Below are 23,056 nucleotides of genomic sequence, written 5' to 3' on the forward strand. Positions count from 1 at the left end.
GCGTAGTGTGAGCGAACGTATTGAACGAGTCGTCACCTCCGGTACCTTCTCGCTAGACGGCGGCTGCTGGGACGTCGACAACAACGTCTGGATTATCGGCAATGACTCCTCGGTGATCATCATTGACCCCGCCCACGACGTCGACAAGATTTCCCGTACCGTCGCAGGCCGCACCGTAGAGAAGATTCTGCTGACCCACGCCCACGACGACCACATCCGCAGCGCAAAGGAAGCGGCAGAACGCTTCGGCGCACCCGTCTACCTAAACCCCGCGGACCGTGTGCTCTGGGAAATGGTGTATCCCTCCTGGGACTTCGACCACGAACTGGCTGACGGCGATGTAGTACGCATCGGCGATACCGAGCTGAAGATCCTCACCACCCCCGGCCACTCCCCCGGCTCCGTGTGCTTCTACGCCCCCACCCTCGGCTGGGAGAACAGCGAAGGCGTCGTCTTCTCCGGCGACACCCTCTTCAACGGCGGCCCCGGCGCAACCGGACGCTCCTACAGCGACTTCGACACCATCATCGAGTCGATTTCGACCCGTCTGCTGACCCTGCCCGAGTCCACTGCGGTCCTCACCGGCCACGGCGACAGCACCGGCATCGGACTGGAGGCACCCGAGCTTCCGGCATGGATTAAGCGCGGTCACTAAACCGGTAGCCTCACGCTGAGGTTCTCGCGCGGAGACTCTCAGGCTGAGGCTCCTCACCACAAACCGAGTGCAGTACGCACAAGGCGGATGCCCCACCACCTGCAGAAGGTGGCGGGGCATCCGCCTTTACACATGCTCTAATTGCGTTCCAGCTGATCCCAAGGAGCCAGCTGCTCCTCACGCTCCTTACGCCACAAATAGCCAAACAAATGGCCCAAGGCAAAATACAGAGTCGCAATAATCACCGGAACCATAAACGCATTACGGTAATACGGAGCATCGCCCATATAGCCGCCCCACATGCTACCCAACGCCATACCAATGCCCAGCATCGAACGGGTAAAGAAGCTCGCCTGAGCATCCGAAATATGCTTGATCGAACGGTTCAACGACAGCTCCTGACCGGCAAAAGCCACACCCAGCGCCACACCGCAGAACACCAAAGCATAGAAAATCGTGGACGTATCATCACTCGCCGGCAGATACAGGGCACCCATAATGAGCAGAACGCCGCTCACCAACCAACCATGCCACGGGTTTATCGAACGGGCGCCCAAAGCCACGGGCAAAGACACGAGCGCCATCGCGCCGGTACCGGTCGCAACCATCGCCATGAACAGGTTCATCGAACCATGAATCAGCGAGAAGCCCAGCAGACCCGAACCGACCGCACCCATATTCGCGCCCAGCAGCACCAGACCCAGGATCAGCACCACCGTCTGCTTATTCGGGCGGACCAGGTTCTTTGGCGAAGACATGCGAATACGCGAAATATCCGGCATCCACCTCGGCGCAGCCAGAACCACAGTGAACAGCAGCGCATCCAGAATCATAGTGATCCAGAAGCCCGCATACTCATGATTCGGGGTGATATATGCATCGCCCAGCCACACCAGCAGAGCAGCCAGCGGGTGCATCGACAGGGTCGCCGTCGTACCCCAAGAAGTAGCTGTCGACAAGCGAACATCAGTGTACTTATAGTTGCGGCGGTACAGCGACTCCAACGCAAACGGCGTCCACGGCGGAGTCGTAAAACCCATCGCCACGCAAGAGAGCGCAGTGTACATCGTACTCACGTTATTCGGGTCAACCGTCAAACGCCAACCAATGACCAACATATTCAGCACCGCAGCAATATTCAGCACCGACGTAATCGCCAGCAACGCCCTCAAACCCAGGGCACGCACCAGCATCGGGCCGAGCATAACCTGGACCGAATACGCACTAGCAAACGCCGCCACCGCATAGCCTCCATCATGCACACTACCCAGGTGGCTCGCCAACAGAATATACAGCGCAAACGCCGAAGAAGCCGCCGGAATGTGCAACAGAATCGTCAACACATTACGGGGAAAACCCTCATCACGGAGCACACCGCGCAGATGGTAACGCTGCTCCTTACCGTCACGCAGGAACAACGCCCAATGCTGACGCAAAATATCCGGCAACGAGGCGTTCGTATTAACCTCATCCGTAGCCGCCACCGGTCGCGGCGGCAACTCCTGCAACACGTGGTCGTTACTGCGCACCACATCCGTCAGGGACGTACCCGGAACCGTAGGAATACCCGTACCCGAAGCACGCAACTTATCCGGCAAATCGGAGGCGGGTGTCACCTTCATGGTGCGCGGAGGAACCTCCGGCGCAGATGCCTTAGCGCGCGCATCAGCCGAAGGTTCCACACGATACGTTGAGCTCGGGTCCCTACCCTGAGATGTCGAGGTCATCATCTCTTTCACGAATAAACCGCCGGACATGCTACAACAGCAACCCGGAAGCGAATTTATGCCTAATAGGAGTTTACCCTCACCGACGAGCCGTTCTGACCCTTTTCAACCACAATCTGGGCGGGAATACGGTTCTTCATCTCCTCCACATGCGAAATCAGGCCAATAGTGCGTCCACTATCACGCAGGGACTCGATCGTGCCCATCACCAGGTCCAAGGTTTCAGCATCAAGCGTTCCAAAACCCTCATCAATGAAGAGGGTATCCAACTCGATACCGCCATTATTCGCTTGAACAACCTCAGCCAAACCCAATGCCAACGACAGCGATGCCAAGAACGACTCACCACCGGACAGCGAGGACGCCTCACGCGGCTCACCCGTCCAAGTGTCAGTAATCTCAAGGTTCAGGCCCCCACCGGAACGGCTACCCTTCGCACGGTGATCACTAAACACCATACCGTAGCGGCCCTCACTCATACGATCCAGATGCAGCGACGCCGACTGCAGAATACGCTCAAACTCAGCACCCAGCACATAGCTGACCAGGTCAACCTGATGCTCATAACCACCCAGAGTGTCACCGCGGGCAGCCGCCGCCAGATTAGCCAGCATCTGCGCACGGTCATAACGCTGCGCCGTTTGCGCACGGAACGCCGCATACTCGCCACGAAGCACCTGCAAAGAACGCATCACGCTCTCCCGTTCACCCTCACGAAGAGTCAAACGGTGCGCCGCCGCACGCAACTGCTGAACCTGCTCACGCACACCCTGCAGATCATCCGGAGCCTGCTCACCAGCGGCAACACGCGCCACCACCGCAACAATCGCCTCTCGACCAAAGCCCTCAAGGAGGCAGGCATGCTCCAACTCATACGTGGCAACAGCCTGCTCCAGCGCATCAACACGCTCGGGAGTACGCACCGCTGCCTGCACCAGCTCAGCGCTCTCAAACGAAGACTCAGCCAGCAGACGCTCAGCCTGCGCCGCAGTCAAAGCATGACGCTCACGGTCCTGGCCCAACAGCAACACCGCACGAGCAAGACGCTGATGCACCGCACGGTAGCTTTCCACAGCCTCAACACGCTGCGCAAAACCCACCGCCGCACGAGCAGGCAGCAACTCAACCGCAGCTGCCTCACAGCGCGCCACAGCGTCACGGTGACGAGTCTGAGCCTCAACCGCCGCACCCTCGATGGTGCGTAGCGCCTCCTGAGCCTTCTGCTGCTCGGCCCGCACCCGCTCTACCCTCACCAGCACGCCGTCACGCGCGGTCACACGTGACTGAGCCTGCGCGAGGCGGGTCTGTGCCTGCTGCAGCTGGGTGGCAGTCTGCTCAATATCGCACTCGCCCTGAGCAACCAGGGTCTCGTACTGGGTGCGGGCGGCGGCAAGCGCCTCGGAGGCTTCCTGGTGTGTCCTGCTCGCCCGGTTCTTAGCCAGTTCGTGGGTGCGCGCCTGCTTGTGGGCCTTGTCTTCACGTTCCTTGGCGGCATCCAGGTCGGCGCGCTCAACCAGCTGCTCGCCCTCGGCAATCTGCGCTGGGGCAGGGTGCTCCACCGAGCCGCAGACCGCGCAGGGTTCACCGTCCTTGAGCTCGCGCGCTAGCAGCGAGGATGCCTGGGCAAGGCGCAGCACCTGCAGGTTCTTGAACTCCTCCGTCACGGCGAGCGCCTGCTGAGCCGAAGCCTGCCACTTTTCCAGTGCCTTCTGCTCAGCGGCGGCGGTGCGGTTGATCTGTTTCTGGGCCGCGGCGACCGCGGCAGAGGCGGCATCCAGCTTTTGCTGCATCTGCTGAGCGGCGTCATGCTTTTGCTGCGTCTCGGTGACCAGGTGCGCAGCGAGGGTGTGTTCCTGGTCGGCGGTGCTGTATCCCGCGAGTTCTTCGGCGAGCTGCCCGGCTTGGGCGGTGAGGTCACTCAGTGTCTTTTCGGCACGCGACTTGTCCTGTTCGAGGGAGTTAGCTTGCTTCAGCAGGGCGGCTGCGGCGGCTTCCTCCTCGGTAAGCTGCGCGTCCTTCTGCTGCAGGGCGCGCAGGGTGTCGAGGAGCGCCTCGAGCTTGGGTTCCTGTTCGGCGGGCTCAAGGGAAGGGAGTGCAGCGAAGATCGTCTCCTCGGGGAAGTTTACCTCCGGCGAAATGTCATGGTCGCGCAGTGCCGCAAGCAGGGCGTTGCCGTTCTCCTCCAGCACGGCAGCACAGGTTGTCTGCTCCTGCTGGCGGGCGGCGAGCGCCTGAGATTCGGCATGGACCTGCGCGTACTGTGTGTACAGGGGTGCGGCGGCACGTGCCTGCGCCAGCTCTTCACGCTGCGCCTTGTACTCGTCAGCGCGTTCGGTCAGGCGGATGCGGCGCTCGCAGAGCTGCTCGTATTCACGCCAGTCGGCCCGTAGCTGGGCGCGTTCGACGAGCAGGCGGGTGTTCCGGTCGGCTTCGTCGGTGAGGCGCTGCTGTTCCTGCTTTTCGCGCGCGGAGGTTTCTCGGGCGCGTTCTACCCCGCCGGCGACCCATGCGTCGAGGGTTTCGGCGGTGATGTTCTCAGCGGTGAGCTGTTCGGTAGTCTCCACCTCCGCTGAGCCTTCGGTATCCGCTGAGCCTTCGGTAGCGGCACCCTCCCCTGCAGCATCTTCAGCATCCGGATCCGCAGCATCCAGTAGCGCCTGCAGGGCAAGCATTTCTACACGCGCACGTTCAAGGTAGCCGCGCTGGGTATTTTCGTCCTGGGCGACTTCCTGCTGGGCGGTTTTCGCTTCTTCCGTGAGCGCGGTGAAGAGCTGCTCGTAGTGTTCGACGGGGAACATCTTTTTGAGCAGTTCTTTGCGTTCTTTGGGCTTGGACTTGAGGAATTGCGCGAACTGACCCTGCGGGAGGAGCACAACTTTGAGAAATTGTTCTTTGGTCAGGTGGGTGCGTTCGGCGATGGTGCGGTTGACTTCGGCGACGCTGCTAGAGATGGGGGTCCAGGCTTTTTCGTCAGCGGGGTCGGCGCCGGGTGCGAGTTCGGCAAGGGTTGCTTTGGCGCTTTCTTCACGCATCTGGCCTTTGCGGGCGCCTCGGGTGATGGGCTTGTTGTAGGCGGGGGTGCGGTCGATGCGCAGGCGCTTGCCGTGGAGGGTGACGTCGACTAGCACGCGCGGTTTGGCGCCGCTGTGTGCGGCGTAGGTGGAGTGCAGCTTGGCGGATTCACGGTCGCTGCTGGTTTCGCCGTAGAGGGCGTAGCAGATGGCGTCGAGGATGGTGGTTTTACCGGCACCGGTGGGGCCATTGAGTAGGAATACACCGGCGTTGTTGAGGGTGTCGAAGTTGATTTCTTGGCGATTGGGGTATGCCATGAAGGCTTCGAATTCGAGGCTGTGCAGGATCATGCGTTGTCCTTGTGGCTTGTGATGTGGTCGTTGAGGGTGGTGATGACGTCGCGTTCTTCGTTGGTGAGGGAGCGGTTGCGTACGTATTGGTGGAATTGGTCGAAGACGTCCACGGGGTTGTCGTCGCGGGTGGGTGGTGCGGCGGCGGGTTTGTCGGCGGCGGGTTGTGTGCTGCGGTAGCTGAAGTGGGAGATAGTTTCGTAGCGGCTGCGTAGGCGGTCGACGGCACCGACGGGTAGGGTGTCGTCGGTGAGTTCGATGCGGCAGTAGTAGCCCTGCTCGTAGTCGGTGTGTTCTGGGCTATTGAGTAGCTGTTCCATGGTGCCGCGCAGGGTTTTCATGTGTACGCGGGTTGCCCATTCGTGACTGCTGATTGTGGGTTCTTCACCGGGGTTGAGTTCGATGAGGTAGGCGCCGTTGCGGTTGTGTTCTTCGCTGAATGAGAAGCCGAGCGGGGAGCCGCTGTAGCGGATGGTATGGGTGACGGGGTAGCGCTTATGGATGTGGCCGAGGGCTACGTAGTCGAAGCCGTCGAAGAGGGAGGCGGGTACCCAGTCGATGCCACCGACGCTGATGTCACGTTCGGAGTCACTGCGGGGTGTGGTGTCTGCGCTGCCGGTGGTGTCGCTGACGGTTGCGTGGCTCATGACGATGATGCGGTCGGCGCCTTCACCGCGGGCGTGACGTTCTGCGGCGTCGGTGCGGATGGCGTCGGTGACGGCACCGAGGACGGCGTGATGGGTGGGGTCTACGCCGAGGGCGGTGGCATGGAGGCGCGGCGCGAGGTAGGGGATGGCGTAGACGTGTACGCGCAAGGTGCCGTCAGTGAGTTCGACGGGGCGGGTGGCGTCTTCGAGGGTGGTGCGCAGGTGCACGCCGGAGGCTTCAAAGAAGGCGGCGCCGTAGCTAAGCCGGCGGAAGGAGTCGTGGTTGCCGGAGCTGAGGATGACTTGCACGCCGGCGCGCATGAGGCGGGTGAGTGCTTGGTCGAGCAGAGTGGTGCTTTCGGCGGTGGGGATAGTGCTGTCATAGACATCGCCGCTGATGAGGAGAGTATCAACGCCTGCGGCGTGCACGTAGTTGAGCAGTTCGTCGATGAACTGCTGGTGTTCGCGGGTAAGGGGGCTGCGGTGGAAGGTGCGGCCGAGGTGCCAGTCGGAGGTGTGCAGAATCTTCATGGTTTCAGTATCGCACTGCATCATGTTTTGCGCCTCACAGTTCGTCATTCAGGGGTCAGAGCCCCACAACGGCGCTGGTACTCAATCCACGGCGTAGGTGCTCATGCGGAGCGGGGGCTCCGTCCGCAAGACATCCCGCGCCGCAGAGGGGACACTCCCCCGCGAGCGTAAGCACGAAACCGCCCGATACATCCCCCAGTGCATCCTAGCTACCCGTGGGATAATCACCCTATGAGTTTTTCTTCTGTTGAGTTCACACATGCACCTGAGGTTTCGGCTAAATTTGGGGGCAGAGTGCGTGGTTTGTTGTATGCGTCTGCGTTGGGTGATGCGTTGGGGTACCCGTTGGAGTTGTTGTCGGCGGAGCAGGTTGCGGAGCACGACCCTAAGCCGTGGGATTCGGCGTTTGGTGAGTTACTGGTCAGTGATGATACACAGCTGACCTGTTTCACTCTGGACGCTTTGACAGAGGTTTTGGAGTGGAATAATGAGGGTGCGGCGGCGGATGAGTTAGCGTGTCTGTGGTTGGCATATTTGCGGTGGTTCCGCGGTATTGGTGGGGCTCTGCCGGAGTCTGCACCGTTTTCGTTGGATCGTGAAATCGATGGTTCGTCGGAGCTGACGGCTCATCGTGGTCCGGGTGCGGCGACGTTGCGGGCGTTGGGTTCGGGTGAGATGCAGTTGGTATCAAAGTCGTTGAATCCTGATGCTTTGGGTAGTGGCGCATTGGTACGTTCGGCGGCGTTGGGTGTGTTGCCGGTAGCGCAGGAGCGTACGGTGGTTTTGTTGGCGGTGCGTGCGGCAGCATTGACACATGGGCATCCGGAGGCGTTGGCTTCGGCGGCGGCGTATGCGTTGCTGGTTCGTGACCTGTTGGCGTCTCCGTCTGGCACATTTGGTGCGTTATTGGAGGCGGCGCGCCGTGTGGTTTCGTGGTGTGGTTCAGTGGCGGCGGATGATTCGATTCCGGGTGATGCTTCGCGTACGGCGGCGGCGTTGAGTCGTGCCATCGAGCTGCTGGAGGGCGGTACGGTACCGGTTCCGGAGGCTGTGGCGGAGTATTTTGGTACGGGGTGGACAGCGCCTGAGCTGTTGGGGGTGGCGTTCTGGTGCTCGGCGGATGCCGCGAAGAGTCTACCAGCTGATGCTGACGATGCGACGGTGCGTGGTGCCCTGTTTGACGGGTTGTGCCGTGCGGTGTCGGTGGATTCCGATTCTGATTCGGTGGGTGCGATGACGGCGGCGTTGTGGGCGGCGGCTGGTTTCCCGGTGGGGGGCGATGAGGCTGATGCTTGGTCGGAGGCGCTGGGTCGTGTGCGTGGTTTGGATCAGGTGGAGGCGGTGGCAGAACGCTATCTGCACCAGCTGGGACTGTAGCGGCGCTAAACCTCAACGGCGTAGCGGACATGCGCAGCGCGGGGGCTCCGTCCTCAAGGCGCTCAGCGCCGCAGAGGGGGCACTCCTCCGCGAGCATTGTCCGCAAGCTGTCTTATGAACCCTACCCGCACGAATATCCTTCGCGACCTAATGTAGACATAGAAAGGGCTCTCCGGTATATCGGAGAGCCCTTTCTGTATGTGTTAGAACTAGCGAACCTGAACCTAGACGGCATAGCGGGCATGCATAGCGGGGGCTCCGTCCTCGAAGCGCCTCCAGTCGCTGAAGACGAGCATCGTCCGCGTGCCGGTCATGCGGAGCTGTACCGCGAGCGGGAACCTGTGCACCGTTATCGGAGTACTAGTCCAGGTAGTCGCGCAGTACCTGCGAACGCGACGGGTGACGGAGCTTAGACATGGTCTTGGACTCAATCTGACGGATTCGTTCGCGGGTCACGCCGTAGACCTTGCCGATTTCGTCGAGGGTCTTGGGCTGGCCGTCGGTCATGCCGAAGCGCATTGCGACCACGCCGGCTTCACGCTCAGAGAGGGTGTCGAGCACGGAGTGGAGCTGTTCCTGCAACAGAGTGAAGGACACTGCGTCTGCGGGTACGACTGCTTCGGAGTCTTCGATGAGGTCGCCGAATTCGGAGTCGCCGTCTTCACCGAGGGGGGTATGCAGGGAGATAGGTTCGCGGCCGTACTTCTGGACTTCGATGACCTTTTCGGGGGTCATATCGAGTTCCTTGCCGAGTTCTTCGGGGGTGGGTTCGCGGCCGAGGTCCTGGAGCATCTGGCGCTGCACGCGGGCGAGCTTGTTGATGACCTCTACCATGTGCACGGGGATGCGGATGGTGCGAGCCTGGTCTGCCATTGCGCGGGTGATGGCCTGACGGATCCACCAGGTTGCGTAGGTGGAGAACTTGAAGCCCTTGGAGTAGTCGAACTTTTCGACAGCGCGGATGAGGCCGAGGTTGCCTTCCTGGATGAGGTCGAGGAAGAGCATGCCGCGGCCGGTGTAGCGCTTGGCGAGGGAGACAACGAGTCGCAGGTTGGCTTCTAGCAGGTGGTTTTTGGCTCGCTTGCCGTCGTGGATGACCCAGCGCAGGGCTTTTTGGAGGTCTTTGTCCATGTCGGGGTTTTCGGCTAGCTTGTGTTCGGCGTAGAGGCCTGCTTCGATTCGCATGGCGAGGTCGACTTCCTGCTGTGCGTTGAGCAGGGAGACTTTGCCGATTTGCTTGAGGTAGTCCTTGACGGGGTCAGCGGTTGCGCCGGGGGTGACGACGCGCTGTGCGGGTGCGTCGTCTTCGTCGTTTGCGGTGAGGACGAAGCCCGAGCCCTTGGCTGCTACTGCTTCTGCGGCCTTCTTTTCTTCTATTTTGGCTGCGGTTTCTTCGTCTTCTTCGTCGATTTCGTCTTCGCCGTCGGTGGTTTCGAGTTCTTCGTCGAGTCCGAGGTCGAATTCGTCATCGTCGCTCTTTTTGCGGCGGCCACCGGTCTTTCGCTTGGTTGCGGTTTTGGTGGTAGTTTTGCGGGTGCGCTTGGGCTTGTCTGCCTCGGTTTCGGCGGTTGCACCGGTGGTGTCTTCGGTTGCCGCTGCGGCTTTGGTGGTTGCCTTCTTGGTGCGGGTGGTCTTGGTGGTGGTTTTTGCGACAGTTTCTTCGGTTGCGTCGCCGGTCGCGGTCTTCTTGCTGGTTGCAGGTGCCACTAGAACCCTTTCTGGCTTGTGGTGGGGTGCTTTGTCTGCAAAACACCTAAGACCCTGTCAAGTCTGCGCTGGCGTCCTCGGTCAGGGTGTTTGCTGCGTTTGTCCGGTTTAACGCTGTGGGGGCGGGTTTTATTCCGCGTGCGTTGGGCGGTTTGCAGGGTTCCGTTGCTCGTTGTGTAGAGCGGTTTGAGGGCGCGTTGTAGCGCATTGACTGTACGGGGTCAATATATAAGTATTGCAGATTTTTGGTGGCTTTCAACTTGACGCGCTGTTTGGGTGGCTTGTGGACCTGGTTTTGGGTGGGTGCGGTTGTGGGAGGGAGGAATCAATAGGAGGGGCGTGCCCGGTGGCGCGCCCCTCCCCTGTTTGCACCTCGCTTTTAGGTACCAGCTTTAGGGTTTTCGGGGTTTGAGGGCACTGATAGGTTCGCGTCGTGTTCCGGGTTCGCCGCAGATGGTGTGTTTGATCCAGTCTGGTAGGTTTCCTGCGTTGAGGTGTACATCGAGGATATTGAGGTCCTTTCCGAATGTGTGGCGGCAAGCTTCATGGCGGAGTAGGCGGGCGTAGGTGCTGTAGCCCTTGTACCAGTTGGTCCAGGCTTGAGTGTTGCGTAGTGCGGCGTATTCTCCGTCGGTGCTGTGGGGTGTGAGCAGGCTGGTTAGTAGTTCGAGTGCGTTGAGGCGTGCCCAGTAGGGGCTGTCTAGTTTTCCTTTGAGGGCATTGAGGTAGTGGGTGTAGGCGGCGTGGTGTTTGGTGAGGTATTCGCTGGTGGTGCAGCTTTCGTCGATTCGTTGTTGGAGGTTTTCGAGTTTGTTGTGGTCGTTGGGGTGTTCGTCGAGGCGCGGGAGCACGTCGCGGCTGATGGCGTTGAGTTTGGCGGCGCTGGCGTGGTCGGCGGGGGTGAGGTTTTCGAGTGCCCAGTCGTTGAGGTTGGTGTGCTTGATGCTGCGGTTCTGCTGAATGGTGCCGCTCTGTTGGATAGTACGGTGGGTGCGGCGGATCCAGTCTTGCCATTGCACGCATTTTTCGGGCACGGCGCGTACGTATGCCTGTTCGATGCCGGGGGCGGTGCTGAGTGCATGGGTGAAGCTGGCGGGTATATAGGTTTTGCGGGTGATGCGGGTGCCGTAGTGGGGTGGTTCGAGCGGCGCGGGGTTGGGGCTAGTGCTGGGGTATTCGCCGCCGAAGGCGTGGTAGGTGTATTGGGCGGAGTAGTGCAGGTAGGCGAGCGCTTTTTGGGCGTGGTTCAGCCTGTAGCTGGCGAGGTAGGTGAGCATTTCGGCGGTGATGGGGTTGAGAGTTACCGGTGCGATGGAGGCGCGTAGGTGCCCGGCGACTTCGGCGGGGATGAGTTCACGGAGTGTATCACCGATGGTGGGCACGTCACTGGTGGTGGGGTTGCCGGTGTTATCGACCGGGTGGGTGGCGAGCAGATGCGCGGCGGCGTTGATGGCGGCGTCCCAGTAGCACAGGTCGATTTGGGCTTGGCGGTAGATGGTGCGGATGCTCTGGCGGGCTTCGTCATGGCGGGTGGTGTGGGTCTGGTCCCAGAGTTCTACGGCGTTTTCCCAGTCGTGGCGGGTTTCAGGGTTGGTTGTGGGGTCGGTATCCCAAGGGCTGTGGGCGTAGTTGTGTTGGGCGGTGTCTGCGATGGTGTCGCCGTGGCGGGTGAGCCAGGTGTAGTAGTTGCTGTGGCGGATTTCTTCGATGGGTGCGAGGAGGGTGAGCGCTTGCTGTTCGGGGTTAAGCGCCCAGATACTGGCGCCGCCTGCGTAGATGACGTCTTCGCAGCGTAGTTCGCTGACGATGCGAGGGTCGTGGAGCAGGTGGAGCCATGCATTGATGGGGGTTTGTGTGTCGACGTCCTGTTGGATTTCTTCAATGGCGGCCAGTTGTGCGGTCTTGGAGTGCAGTTGCCGTTGGCGTACAGTGTTGTCGCCGTCGATAATGATGGCGTAGAAGCGGGTGAGGGTTTCGCCGTTGTGACAGGTGGGGAGTTTGGTGAAGGTTTCGTGCAGGAAGTCGGCGCGTTCACTGTGGGGGCAGGGTTCGTCGGGTAGGTTGACGCGCAGGCTGGGGCCGAGGGTGTTGTCGGTTGCGGTGAGGATGATGAGTGAGCGGTCGGGCCAGTAGCCGTGCTGGTGGAGGGCGCAGCTGAGCACATCGTATTCGTTGCGGATGGGCGGGGGCGTGTCGTAGCTGCCGTGGAGGTGGTTGTTGTTAGGGGTATTGCCGCTGGAGATGTTGTTTGCGTTCATGCTTTCACGGTGGCATGGTTTACGTGGGTGCGCAGATCATACAAATAATTCTGTGGATACTTCGGTTCATGTGTCCGAAGGTTCCACAGATTTATTCGTATTGTTCGTTTGTGCACCGAGGTTTGTCCACAGCGGTGCGGGGTGCCGCGTCATAATCTGTCACACACTATCTGACGGGCGGTATTCGAAGGGCCAGATGGTAGCCCTGAGCCAGGTTCGTGGCGGGTACCCCTCCACTCCCCTATGACTCGCGCCCCCGCAGTCTCCCCTACTGGACGCACCTATTGTTCGTCGAGGAACCGTTCGAAGAGCGCACCAATCTCATCGCGGCTGGGCACGTTGTGCGCATCGCGTCGCGAGAGGGGAACCGCAATGTCGGAGGTGCGGAAGTTCTCGTCGTAGTTCTCTTCCATGGTCGTAATCATCCGACCGATTTCGGGGTTCTGCTTGACCTGATCGTTGATCTGACTATGTACGTGGCGTGCGGCTTCGCGCAGGTTCTCGGTGGGTAGGGAGAGGTGCGCTGCCATACCCACGTGTTCGAGGGCAGTTAGGGTGCCCTGCGGCAGGTCCGCCTCCGAAATGTACTGGGGAATGTTCACTCCGAAGCCGACGGTGTCGATTCCGTTTTCAGTGAAGAGCACTTCCAGCAGGTTGGTGACGGTTGCGTGTACGTCCGCGCTGGGCTTCCACGGGGAGATGCCGCGAATCAGGTCCTTGCGGGAGCCGTGCGCGGTAATCGGGAAGGGGCGGGTGTGCGGCACCGGCATGGGGAATGCGGAGACCAGCACGACCAGGGAGGGCTTGACCCGCTGGGCGATGGTCAGCACCGCCTTTTCGAAGCGCTGCCACTGCAGATCCGGTTCGGCGCCGGTGAGCAACAGGAACGGCTTGTCGAGGCTATCTTCTGCGGCGTAGAGCTTCAGCTGCGGGTATTGCGGCTTTTCGAAGTGGTCTTTTTCGTAGCGGATGTAGGGGCGGCGGGCACGGTAGTTGTGCAACTGATCGCTGTCGAACTCGACGATTTCAATATTTTTGAGTTCGCTGAGCAGCACCTGTCCGAGCTGGCCTGCCGTGGAGCCTGCGTCTTGCGGGCTGGAAAGGGCGATGATGAGGGTTAGCCCGTGCATCCTGGGGTCGTCCAATATTTTGGTGTTGGCTAAGTAGAGATCTTCGGGGTTGAGCATTACGCCTCCTCACTTCTGTCTAGTTCGCACCGTGTTCGGGGTGGGGTTAGTGTTTCTGCCGGCACCCGAGGTATTGGGGCGAAGGGGCGTCTTCTGTTATCTGACGCTTTCCGTAGTCTTTCATTTTATGCCACTACCGCCCTGTCTCGACAGTGTGCGGACTTTTCTCGCAGTAGGTGAACTTGTTTGGTGTCTCGTCGACGTTCTTAAAGCGCCGCAGCTCCGCTTCTTGTGCATTTTTCTGTTCTGCCAGCTGTTCAGGGTGAGAGCTGAACCTCACACCCTCCTACATATCCGTGTAGAGTAGAAGCAGTAGTCCGCGCGGCTTTGCGCGGCGGTATTCATCCTCACTCGTCGCGGGCCTACAGTTGAGTTTTTCGGGCGCGAGGATTCGGGCGCGAGGATGTGTCCCCCCATTATTTTGAGAAGACATACGCAAAGGAGTAACGATGTCTCTGTCTCTGTCTATTCACAGCACTGACCTTGAGGCGCTTGAAGCAGACGTTCTGGTTCTGGGCGTTCTGAAGGGTTCGGACGGCCCGTACCTGGCGCCGAGCTCCCTGTCTGAGGACTCTTTTGAGGGTATTAACGAGCTGTTGGAGGCGCTGGGCGCTTCGGGTGCCCCCGATCAGCTGCTGCGTCTGCCCGGCCTTGAGGACACCGGGGCCGGCATTGTGGCGCTGGCGGGCCTGGGCTCTGATGCTGCTGAGGGTCAGGAGCGCCTGGATGCTCTGCGTTATGCTGCCGGTTCTGCGGCTCGTCAGCTGGTTGGTTCTGCTGAGGAGATTGCTTTTGATTTCGGTGTTTCTTCGGTAGAGGAAATTGAGGCTATTGCTCACGGCGCTGTGCTGGGTAACTTCGTTGAGGAGGGTCTGCGCGGCAAGACTAAGGATTCGGTCAAGGAAGAGCTCGATTCCATTCTGATTGTTTCGTCGATTGATCAGGATGAGGCTGAAGAGGCTCTGGTGCACGGCCTAGTTCTGGGCGAGACCGCTAAGGACGCTCGCCGACTGGTGAACCTGCCTCCGTCGCACCTGTACCCGGAGACTTTCGCTGAGTTCGCTGCTGAGGTTGCTGAGGATTACTCGAACATTGAGATTGAGCTTTTCCACCACGACCGCCTGGCCGAGGAGGGCTTTGGCGGCATTTCCGGTGTTGGTCAGGGTTCACCGCGCAAGCCGGTTCTTGCCGTTGTAAAGTACACCCCGGAGAACCCGAAGGCTCACGTTGCTCTGGTTGGTAAGGGCATCACCTTCGATACCGGTGGTAACTCGCTGAAGCCTGCCGCTTCGATGATGACCATGAAGTGTGATATGGCTGGTGCCGCATCGGTTCTGAGCGCTGTGGTTGCTTCCGCGGAGCTGGATATTCCGGTTGCTGTGACCGGTTACCTGTGCTTGGCTGAGAATATGCCCGGCGGTCATGCACTGCGCCCGGAGGACATTATCACCATGCGTGATGGTCGCACCGTTGAGGTGCTGAACACTGACGCTGAGGGTCGCCTGGTCATGGCTGATGGTATCGCTCTGGCTTCTGAGTCGAACCCGGACGTCATCCTGGACATCGCTACCCTGACCGGTGCCGCTATGGCTGCTCTGGGTCTGCGCACTGCTGCTCTGCTCGGTGACGAGGAGATTCGTGGCCGCGTGATTGCAGCCGGCGCTGCTGCGGGTGAGTCTTACTGGCCGATGCCGCTAGAGTCCTATCTGCGAAAGAGCCTGGAGTCCCCTGTTGCCGACCTGAAGAACATTGGTTCCCGCTACGGTGGCGCGCTGACTGCGGGCCTGTTCCTGAAGGAGTTTGTGGGCGAGGGCATCCCCTGGGCTCATCTGGATATTGCAGGCCCCGCGTTCAATGAGGAGTCCCCGTACGGCTTCACTCCGAAGGAAGGCACCGGTTTCGGTACCGCTACCCTGGTGAACTTCATCGAGTCGTACGCTAGGTAGTCTGCTTGGCTAGGCGTGGCTCCTAGCTGGCGCATCCTAACTGGTGCTCCTTATCTGGTGCACGGCCGCACAGCATAGAGCAGATCTGAGGAGGGCTTTCCTGTATTTCTATCGGGGAGCCCTCCTCTTTGTTTTGTCTTGTTCTTGACTGCGTTATATGTTCCGACTGTGGTGGTGCTGTCATCTGACTGTTTTATGACCCGCCCTTTTCTTGCGTGGTGAAAAATTTGCGGTGTTTAGGCGATTAATCGGCTAAAACCGCCCTGAGTGAACTTAAACGACCCTCAACGGGGGTATTGTTGTATTAAGTGTTTTTCTGCGTGCGCGGAGAGGCGCGCAAGTTTTTCGAGCTCGCGGGCCTTTCGCGCATGCTGAGGAACCTACCAGTAAATTGGTAAAGAACTCATTGCAGGGGTTTCAGCCCCAACAACTATGCAAGGGAGCAATATCGTGGCTCAAGAATTCGACATCCTCATCCTCGGCGGCGGTTCCGCTGGCTACTCGGCAGCTATTCGCGCACGCCAGCTAGGCTTCACCGTCGGTCTGATCGAGAAGGAAAAGGTCGGCGGCACCTGCCTGCACACCGGCTGTATCCCCACCAAGGCGTACCTGCACGCTGCTGAACTGGCTGAAGAGGCACGCGAGGCGTCCAAGGTTGGCGTTAACGCTGTACTGCAGTCCATCGAGATGGGCAAGGTTCGCGATTACAAGGACGGCATCGTCTCCGGTAAGTTCAAGGGTCTTGCGGGCCTGCTGAAGATGAAGGGCGTAGAGGTTATCCCCGGCGAGGGTAAGCTGACCGCTCAGGACACCATTACCGTCGGTGGTGTTGAGTACAAGGGTAAGAACATTATCCTGGCATCCGGCTCGGTCTCCAAGACCTTTGGTCTGCCCATTGAGGGTCGCGTTCTGACCTCCACTGAGGCGCTGGAGATGGACTACCTGCCCAAGAGCGCTATCGTGCTCGGTGGCGGCGTGATTGGTTGCGAGTTCGCATCCATGTGGAACGCTATGGGTGTTGACGTCACCATCATCGAGGGCCTGCCGAACCTGGTTCCCAACGAGGATCCAGCCATCATCAAGGTTCTGGAGCGTGCGTTCAAGAAGCGCGGCATCAAGTTCAACACCGGCACCCTCTTCGAGAAGGTTGAGCAGGACGCTAACGGTGCTAAGGTCACCCTGGCTGACGGCAAGGTCTTCGAGGCAGAGATTGTCCTGGTCGCTGTTGGTCGTGGCCCGAACACTGCAAACATGGGCTACGAGGAGCAGGGCATCCCCATGGATCGCGGCTTCGTCTTGGCTAACGAGCGCCTGCACACCGGTGTTGGCAACATCTACGCTGTTGGCGACATCGTCCCCGGCGTTCAGCTGGCTCACCGCGGTTACCAGCAGGGTATCTTCGTTGCAGAAGAGATCGCTGGCCTGAACCCCACCATCGTTGAAGATGTCAACATCCCCAAGGTCACCTTCTGTGACCCGGAGATCGCTTCCGTTGGTTACTCCGAGCCCAAGGCTAAGGAGAAGTTCGGCGCTGAGAACGTTGAGACCGCTGAGTACAACCTGGCTGGTAACGGTAAGTCCGCTATCCTCGGTGCTACCGGCATCGTGAAGGTTGTCCGCCAGAAGGACGGCCCCATCGTTGGTGTTCACGCTATTGGTAAGCGCATGGGTGAGCAGATTGGTGAGGCTCAGATGTGGGTTGCTTGGGAAGCATTCCCCGAGGACGTCGCTAAGTTCATCCACGCACACCCGACTCAGAACGAGTCCCTGGGTGAGGCAGCAATGGTCCTGAACGGCACCCCGCTGCACAGCGCATAAATTTTGCTGACTGGCGTTAGCGCGTCAGCTTAGTATTGACGACCGTTGGTCGTTAGCGGTTGCGGGCGTATCCGCTGAACAACGCCCCCTATCCAGATGCGCGTCGACGTGCTTCGATGCATACGGCGCGCATCCGGGTCGCCGCTCACATTTTTCTAGTTCAAGCATTCACAAGGAGAACGGGAAAGATTATGTCCCACACCGTAGTACTGCCCGCACTGGGCGAGTCCGTGACCGAGGGTACCGTTACCCGCTGGCTCGTAGAGGTCGGCGACACCATTGAGGTTGACGCACCCCTGGTTGAGGTTTCCACTGACAAGGTTGATACCGAGGTTCCCTCCCCCGTAGCAGGCGTTGTTGAGCAGATTCTCGTCCCCGAGGATGAGGACGTCGAGGTCGGCGCTGCTCTGGCTATCATTGGCGACGGTTCCGGCGCTGCTGCACCGGCTGCTCCCGCAGCTGCTGCTGCTCCCGCTCCGGCTGCTGAAGCTCCCGCAGCACCCGCTGCTGCACCGGCTGCTCCCGCAGCTGCTGCTGCAGGCACCGAGGTTCTGCTGCCCGCACTGGGCGAGTCCGTCACCGAGGGCACCGTTACCCGCTGGCTGAAGGAAGTTGGCGAGCAGGTTGAGGTTGACGAGCCCCTGGTTGAGGTTTCCACCGACAAGGTTGACACCGAGGTTCCCTCCCCCGTAGCAGGTACCCTGCTCGAGATTCGCATCCCCGAGGATGAGGACGCAGAGGTTGGCCAGGTTCTGGCTATCATCGGCGACGCTTCCGCTGCTGCTGCACCGGCTGCTCCCGCTGCACCCGCTCCGGTTGCTGAGGCTCCCGCAGCACCCACTGCTGCTCCGGCCGCTCCTGCTGCTCCCGCTGCACCTGCCGCTCCGGCAGCTGCTGAGGGCGAAGCATACGTGACCCCGCTGGTCCGTAAGCTCGCTAAGGACAACGGCATCGATCTGTCCACCGTCAAGGGCACCGGTGTTGGTGGCCGCATCCGCAAGCAGGATGTTCAGGCTGCTATCGCTGCTAAGGGTTCCGCTGCTCCCGCCGCTGCTGCACCCGCTGCAGCTGCTGCTCCGGCTGCTGGTTCCGCAAAGGCACCGCACACCTTCGAGGTTTCCCCCAAGCGTGGCACCGTCGAGAAGACCGCACGTATCCGCCAGGTTATTGCAAAGCGTATGCGTGAGTCCCTGGACGTCTCCACTCAGCTGACCCAGGTCACCGAGGTTGACGTGACCCGCGTTGTTCAGCTGCGTGCAAAGGCTAAGGACGGCTTCGCTGCTCGTGAGGGCGCTAAGCTGACCTTCCTGCCCTTCTTCGTCCAGGCAACTGCTGAGGCTCTGCAGCAGCACCCCGCTCTGAACGCTTCCATGACTGAGGACTACAAGCAGATCACTTACCACGGCTCCGAGAACATCGCTATTGCTGTGGACACCCCCAAGGGTCTGCTGGTTCCGGTCATCAAGAATGCTTCTGACCTGGGCATTGCTGGCCTGGCAAAGGCTATTGGCGACCTGGGTGGCCGCGCACGTACCGGTGACATCTCCCCCGAGGAGCTGTCGGGTTCGACCTTCACCATCACCAACATTGGTTCCTTCGGTGCACTGTTCGACACCCCGATCATCAACCAGCCGAACGTTGCAATCCTCGGTACCGGTTCCATCGTGAAGCGCCCCATGGTTGTTAAGGATGTTGACGGTAACGACGTTATCGCTATCCGCTCCATGTGCTACCTGTCCCTCACCTACGACCACCGTGTGGTCGACGGTGCAGACGCAGGTCGCTTCCTCCACACCCTCAAGACCCGCCTGGAGGAGGCAAACTTCGAGTCTGAGCTGGGTCTCTAAGACCTGCAAAGACTCAAGGAAGTTTCCTTGTGGGGGTACCCTGATGGGTAGCCAAGCGTAACTTTCCGGGATTTGCCGGACAGCGAGCAAAAGGCGGCGGCTCCATCCATTTCGGTGGGTGGGGCCGCCGCTTTTGTTGTGTCCGCGGTTCTCGCAGTGTCAGTTACGCGGTGTCAGCTATGCTTGGATGGGTTCGGCACGGGCTATCTCCCAACCTTTCTCCCCGCGGTGCAGGTCGAAGATGACTTTCTGGCGAGTGACGCCGTTTTCTTCGCTGAGCTTACGGGCTTCCTGCTCAGTTTTATTGGCGCGGTAGCCGGATGCGGAGACCACCGCTATCACGCGGATATTCTCACTATCGCGGCTGAGTTCTTCGGCTGTATCTAGGGTGAGTTCTGCGCCGCCTCGCATGCGCCGTTCGTGGTTCCGCTGATCGATGAGGGCTCGTAGGATTTGTTCGCCCTTCGTTGTCTTGTCCTGCGCGCTCTGATTCTGTGTTGCCATGCCGCCGGGTGCTTGCTCCCCCGCTGCGTTCATGGTTTGAGAGGATACGGGCTGTGCCGTTGCCGGGGCGTTCTGACCGTAGAGGGTAAACCCAAGAGGCAGCATGATAGCCCCCAGCACGAGCACAGCGATGCCCAGCCACGCAGCCAGTCCCAATCGCTCGGTGGGGCGGGTGAACGCACCACGTAGCATCATCAGGCGGGATGCATCCGTCGCATTTGCTTTCTTTGGGGCGGGTGTAGTCTTTACAGGGTTCTTTGTAAGGCTAGCCCCGGAGCTCGTTGCAGAGCTCAATGGTTTAGAACCTGCGACAGCTGCGAGCCCCAGCTTCTTCACGCGAAGCAAAGGTTCCGACAGGTAGCGTTGCGCCTTCTGAGCCTTTGAGAGCTTTTGCACCGGCGCAGGCTCCACAGCTGCGGGAATTAGGGCGCGGGCTCTTTCTGAACAGCTCAGGTACACGTTGAGTGGACGAGGCGGCACCTCCTCCGCGAGGGCGACCACGGAGCTGAGCCCTGCGAGCGCCGCCTCCTGGTCGGGTGCGTCAAGCAGGTATTCGAGGGCTCTACCGAGGCGCTCAATCCACTCGCTGCTGGGTGCTCCTTCGGGTGCGGTGCCGGTGGCTCCCATCCGCAGTGACACCATGCGCAGTGAGAGGGGTATGCGGGCAGCGGAGGGTTCCGGTGTGTGTCCGCATGCGGCTTGCCAGAGCAGGGCTGCTGCGGTGCGGGCGTAGTTGCCCCGAGCGGCGGTGAGCTGTTCCATATCTTGAGGAGTCGCTGCACGATAGGCCGCATCAGGAAGCAGAAGTTTGGGCACTCCGGAGGCGCTCAGAGCAATATATTCGGCGCTGAGTTCGGCGCGCCCCTCCCCTACCTTTTTGAGGGTGCCGAGCGCCCGGTGCAGGGTTCGCGCCAGGGTCATGATCTCGGCGGGTGTCAGGGTGCGAGCGCGCAGGAGCTTGTCGAGGGTGCCCGCGTCGAGGGGTTCGTACCAGAGGCACAGTCGATCGGTGCTATCGGCGCGGTCACCAGTAACGGCGTGGAGCTTGGCGAGTCCGGGCGCATTACGTAGGGCGGCGGCTACCTGCGGGGTCTGGGCGTGCCCCTGAGCAGATGCATCCGTGTTTTCCTCGAATCCATACCCGTTGAGTGCCGGCCGTAGAGCGGGAGCGGACAGGGCTGGCTGAGGAATGGTGCGCAGAGTGTAGCGTCCGGAGTGCGCAGAGATTACGGAGGGCGCACTCTCGGTAGCTTCACCCCGGTACTCGACAATCTGCAGAGTGGGTAGAGCCGGGTTGGCGATGCTTTCCAGAACGTGTGCTTCTTTGCTTATCATACCATTATGTTATCAAAACATATCAAATAATATCTTTAATCACGCTAAAATACTTCAAGAACTCCAAAGAATCTTATAGGTGGATTCAGGTATTTATCTACCTCTTCAACCCTCCTGCCCCTAAGCACACCCTCATGTAACATTGCGAGGTGTTCGCTCATCACGTGATTCAGGGCGCCCTAATTTTCTTCCCTCCACTAGCAGTACTAAGGTAGAAAGTATGTCTGTGACGATTGAACGCGTGGGCTTCGCCCCGAACTATGTGAACTATGTTGAGTGCCTTGACGAGCAGTACCGCATCCACGATGAGGTGGCTAACCGCACCCGCCAGAATACGATTCTTCTACTTGAGCACGAGGCAGTGATTACCGCCGGTAAACGCACGGAAGACCACGAGTATCCCGCAGACAAGTCCACCCCCGTCGTCAAGATTGACCGCGGCGGCAAGCTGACCTGGCACGGCCCCGGCCAGCTGACCGGCTACCCGATTCTGCGTCTGCCCGAGCCCATTGACGTGGTGGCGTATGTGCGTATCATCGAGGAAATCATCATTAACGTCCTGGCTGGTCTGGGCATTAAGGGTGAGCGCGTTGAGGGCCGTAGCGGCGTGTGGATTCTGGGCGACGGCATCACCCAGGACAAGAAGATTGCGGCACTGGGCATGCGCGTTTCGCGTAACACCACCATGCACGGCTTCGCAATTAACTGCTGCAATGACACTGCACCTTTCCAGCAGTTCATTCCCTGCGGTATTAGCGATGCTGGTGTTACCACCATTTCGGAGCAGCTGGGCCGCACTGTCACCCCCGCCGATATTTTGGTGCCGCTGGAGGCGGAGCTTCTGAAGTATCAGAACCGCTTGGCGGAGTCCTTCGAACCCGTGGCGGCGCAGGACTAAACACAGAGTTAGACGCAGCCAATAAGCATCGAACGGGCCATACACGTAACGCGTCCGGCTTTGTTCGTCATATACGACAATCAGTTTCACCTATGCCCAAGCGGGCGTAAAATAAAAGGTGGCCCACCTGCACAGAGGGCACACCGAGACCAAGGAGAAGACTTTTGAGCACCGCACCTGAAGGACGCAAGCTACTGCGTGTGGAAGCCCGCAACGCTGAGGTTCCCATTGAGAAGAAGCCTCACTGGATTAAGACCAAGGCTATTGTTGGCCCCGAATACAACGAGATGCGCGAGCTGGCTCGCGGTCAGGGTCTGCACACCGTGTGTGAAGAGGCTGGTTGCCCCAATATTTACGAATGCTGGGAAGACCGTGAGGCAACCTACCTGATTGGTGGCTCCGAGTGCACCCGTCGTTGCGACTTCTGCAATATTGCAACCGGCAAGCCCGTCGCTGTTGACTACGCTGAGCCGTTCAAGGTTGCTAAGAACGTGAAGGTCATGGGTCTGCGTTATGCAACCGTGACCGGTGTTGCTCGTGACGACCTGGAAGACGGCGGCGCGTGGCTGTACGCAGAGACCACCCGCCAGATTCACAAGATGTGCCCGAACACCGGCGTTGAGATGCTCGTCCCTGACTTCAAGGGTGTTCCCGAGCATGTTCAGAAGGTGATTGACGCTAAGCCTGAGGTATTCGCGCACAACCTGGAGACCGTCCCCCGCATCTTCCGTCAGATTCGCCCAGCGTTCCGTTACGAGCGTTCCCTGGATGTTATTACTCAGGCGAAGGAAGGCGGCATGGTCACCAAGTCCAACCTAATTCTGGGTATGGGCGAGACCGACGACGAGATTTACGAGGCGCTGTGCGATCTGCACGATGCTGGCTGTGACATCATTACCCTCACCCAGTACCTGCGCCCCGGTCCGCTCTTCCACCCGATTGAGCGTTGGGTGAAGCCACAGCAGTTCGTGGACTTCGCGAACATGGCTGAGGAGATTGGTTTTGCTGGCGTTATGGCGGGCCCGATGGTTCGTTCTTCGTACCGTGCAGGTCGCCTGTGGGCTCGTGCAATGCGTAAGAACGGCTACCCGATCCCCGAGAACCTTGCCCACATTGAGAGTGAGGGCGCAGCCCTGCAGGAAGCCTCCTCCCTGGTGGCTGCAGGCTACTAAGCCTTTTCAGAATCTTTCTGAGAGCGTTGAGGCTCCTCGAACCCGATGTTCGTTCGGTGTTCAAGGAGCCTCCCTTTATGCCCCG

14 protein-coding genes are annotated in these 23,056 nt (G+C 59.9%); 7 read left to right on the forward strand and 7 right to left on the reverse strand.

All coding sequences use genetic code 11. The features are described from left to right. Nucleotides 1–7 precede the first annotated feature (7 nt). On the forward strand, nt 8–655 hold the full coding sequence (locus QFX05_RS01490; protein WP_279740302.1) for an MBL fold metallo-hydrolase: 648 nt from the start codon (nt 8–10) through the stop codon (nt 653–655). A 137-nt stretch (nt 656–792) separates the two neighbouring features. On the opposite strand, the gene QFX05_RS01495 is transcribed toward QFX05_RS01490, so the two are convergent. The 3 genes from QFX05_RS01495 to QFX05_RS01505 all read right to left on the reverse strand — a co-directional run bounded on the left by QFX05_RS01495 (nt 793) and on the right by QFX05_RS01505 (nt 6,946). Next, complete coding sequence (locus QFX05_RS01495; protein ID WP_279740304.1) at nt 793–2,382, reverse strand: MFS transporter; 1,590 nt, start codon at nt 2,380–2,382, stop codon at nt 793–795. Nucleotides 2,383–2,444: 62 nt separating this feature from the next. Continuing rightward, the gene (locus tag QFX05_RS01500; RefSeq protein ID WP_279740306.1) at nt 2,445–5,744 is read right to left on the reverse strand and encodes an SMC family ATPase; all 3,300 of its coding nucleotides are present in this window, start codon (nt 5,742–5,744) and stop codon (nt 2,445–2,447) included. Then, nucleotides 5,741–6,946: an exonuclease SbcCD subunit D gene (locus QFX05_RS01505; protein ID WP_279740308.1), complete on the reverse strand. Its 1,206-nt coding sequence runs from the start codon at nt 6,944–6,946 to the stop codon at nt 5,741–5,743. Before QFX05_RS01505 ends, QFX05_RS01500 begins: the two co-directional genes overlap by 4 nt. A 207-nt stretch (nt 6,947–7,153) precedes the next feature. On the opposite strand from QFX05_RS01505, the gene QFX05_RS01510 reads away from it, so the two are divergent. Continuing rightward, entirely contained in the window at nt 7,154–8,299 is a 1,146-nt protein-coding gene (locus QFX05_RS01510) for an ADP-ribosylglycohydrolase family protein (protein ID WP_279740310.1), read from the forward strand. Between the two features lie 360 nt (nt 8,300–8,659). Here the strand turns inward: QFX05_RS01510 and QFX05_RS01515 are convergent, their stop codons facing one another. The 3 genes from QFX05_RS01515 to QFX05_RS01525 form a co-directional block, all read right to left on the reverse strand. Further along, nucleotides 8,660–10,006: an RNA polymerase sigma factor gene (locus QFX05_RS01515; RefSeq protein WP_279740312.1), complete on the reverse strand. Its 1,347-nt coding sequence runs from the start codon at nt 10,004–10,006 to the stop codon at nt 8,660–8,662. A 392-nt stretch (nt 10,007–10,398) separates the two neighbouring features. Beyond that, entirely contained in the window at nt 10,399–12,264 is a 1,866-nt protein-coding gene (locus QFX05_RS01520; RefSeq protein WP_279740314.1) for a metal-dependent hydrolase, read from the reverse strand. A gap of 281 nt (nt 12,265–12,545) precedes the next feature. Next, a complete protein-coding gene (locus QFX05_RS01525) occupies nt 12,546–13,451 on the reverse strand; it encodes a PAC2 family protein (protein ID WP_279740316.1) in 906 nt (301 codons plus the stop codon). Nucleotides 13,452–13,900: 449 nt separating this feature from the next. Here QFX05_RS01525 and QFX05_RS01530 point away from each other — a divergent pair, with 449 nt between their 5' ends. The 3 genes from QFX05_RS01530 (at nt 13,901) to sucB (ending at nt 19,062) form a co-directional block, all read left to right on the forward strand. Beyond that, complete coding sequence (locus tag QFX05_RS01530) at nt 13,901–15,397, forward strand: leucyl aminopeptidase (protein WP_279740317.1); 1,497 nt, start codon at nt 13,901–13,903, stop codon at nt 15,395–15,397. A 432-nt stretch (nt 15,398–15,829) separates the two neighbouring features. After that, nucleotides 15,830–17,215, forward strand: coding sequence for a dihydrolipoyl dehydrogenase (gene lpdA, locus QFX05_RS01535; protein ID WP_279740318.1), 1,386 nt, complete (start codon nt 15,830–15,832; stop codon nt 17,213–17,215). A 191-nt stretch (nt 17,216–17,406) separates the two neighbouring features. Further along, a complete protein-coding gene (sucB, locus tag QFX05_RS01540) occupies nt 17,407–19,062 on the forward strand; it encodes a 2-oxoglutarate dehydrogenase, E2 component, dihydrolipoamide succinyltransferase (RefSeq protein ID WP_279740320.1) in 1,656 nt (551 codons plus the stop codon). 177 nt (nt 19,063–19,239) lie between these two features. Here sucB and QFX05_RS01545 read toward each other — a convergent pair whose 3' ends face one another. Further along, entirely contained in the window at nt 19,240–20,901 is a 1,662-nt protein-coding gene (locus tag QFX05_RS01545) for a peptidase (protein WP_279740322.1), read from the reverse strand. Between the two features lie 142 nt (nt 20,902–21,043). Between QFX05_RS01545 and lipB the strand changes: the two genes are divergently transcribed. Next, entirely contained in the window at nt 21,044–21,799 is a 756-nt protein-coding gene (lipB, locus tag QFX05_RS01550) for a lipoyl(octanoyl) transferase LipB (RefSeq protein ID WP_279740324.1), read from the forward strand. A gap of 164 nt (nt 21,800–21,963) precedes the next feature. Then, nucleotides 21,964–22,971 carry a lipoyl synthase gene (lipA, locus tag QFX05_RS01555; protein ID WP_049354315.1) on the forward strand — a complete coding sequence of 336 codons (1,008 nt, stop codon included), beginning with the start codon at nt 21,964–21,966 and terminating at the stop codon, nt 22,969–22,971. Nucleotides 22,972–23,056 lie beyond the last annotated feature (85 nt).

Source organism: Rothia similimucilaginosa (assembly GCF_029850875.1).
In the GTDB taxonomy this organism is placed as follows: Bacteria; Actinomycetota; Actinomycetes; order Actinomycetales; family Micrococcaceae; genus Rothia.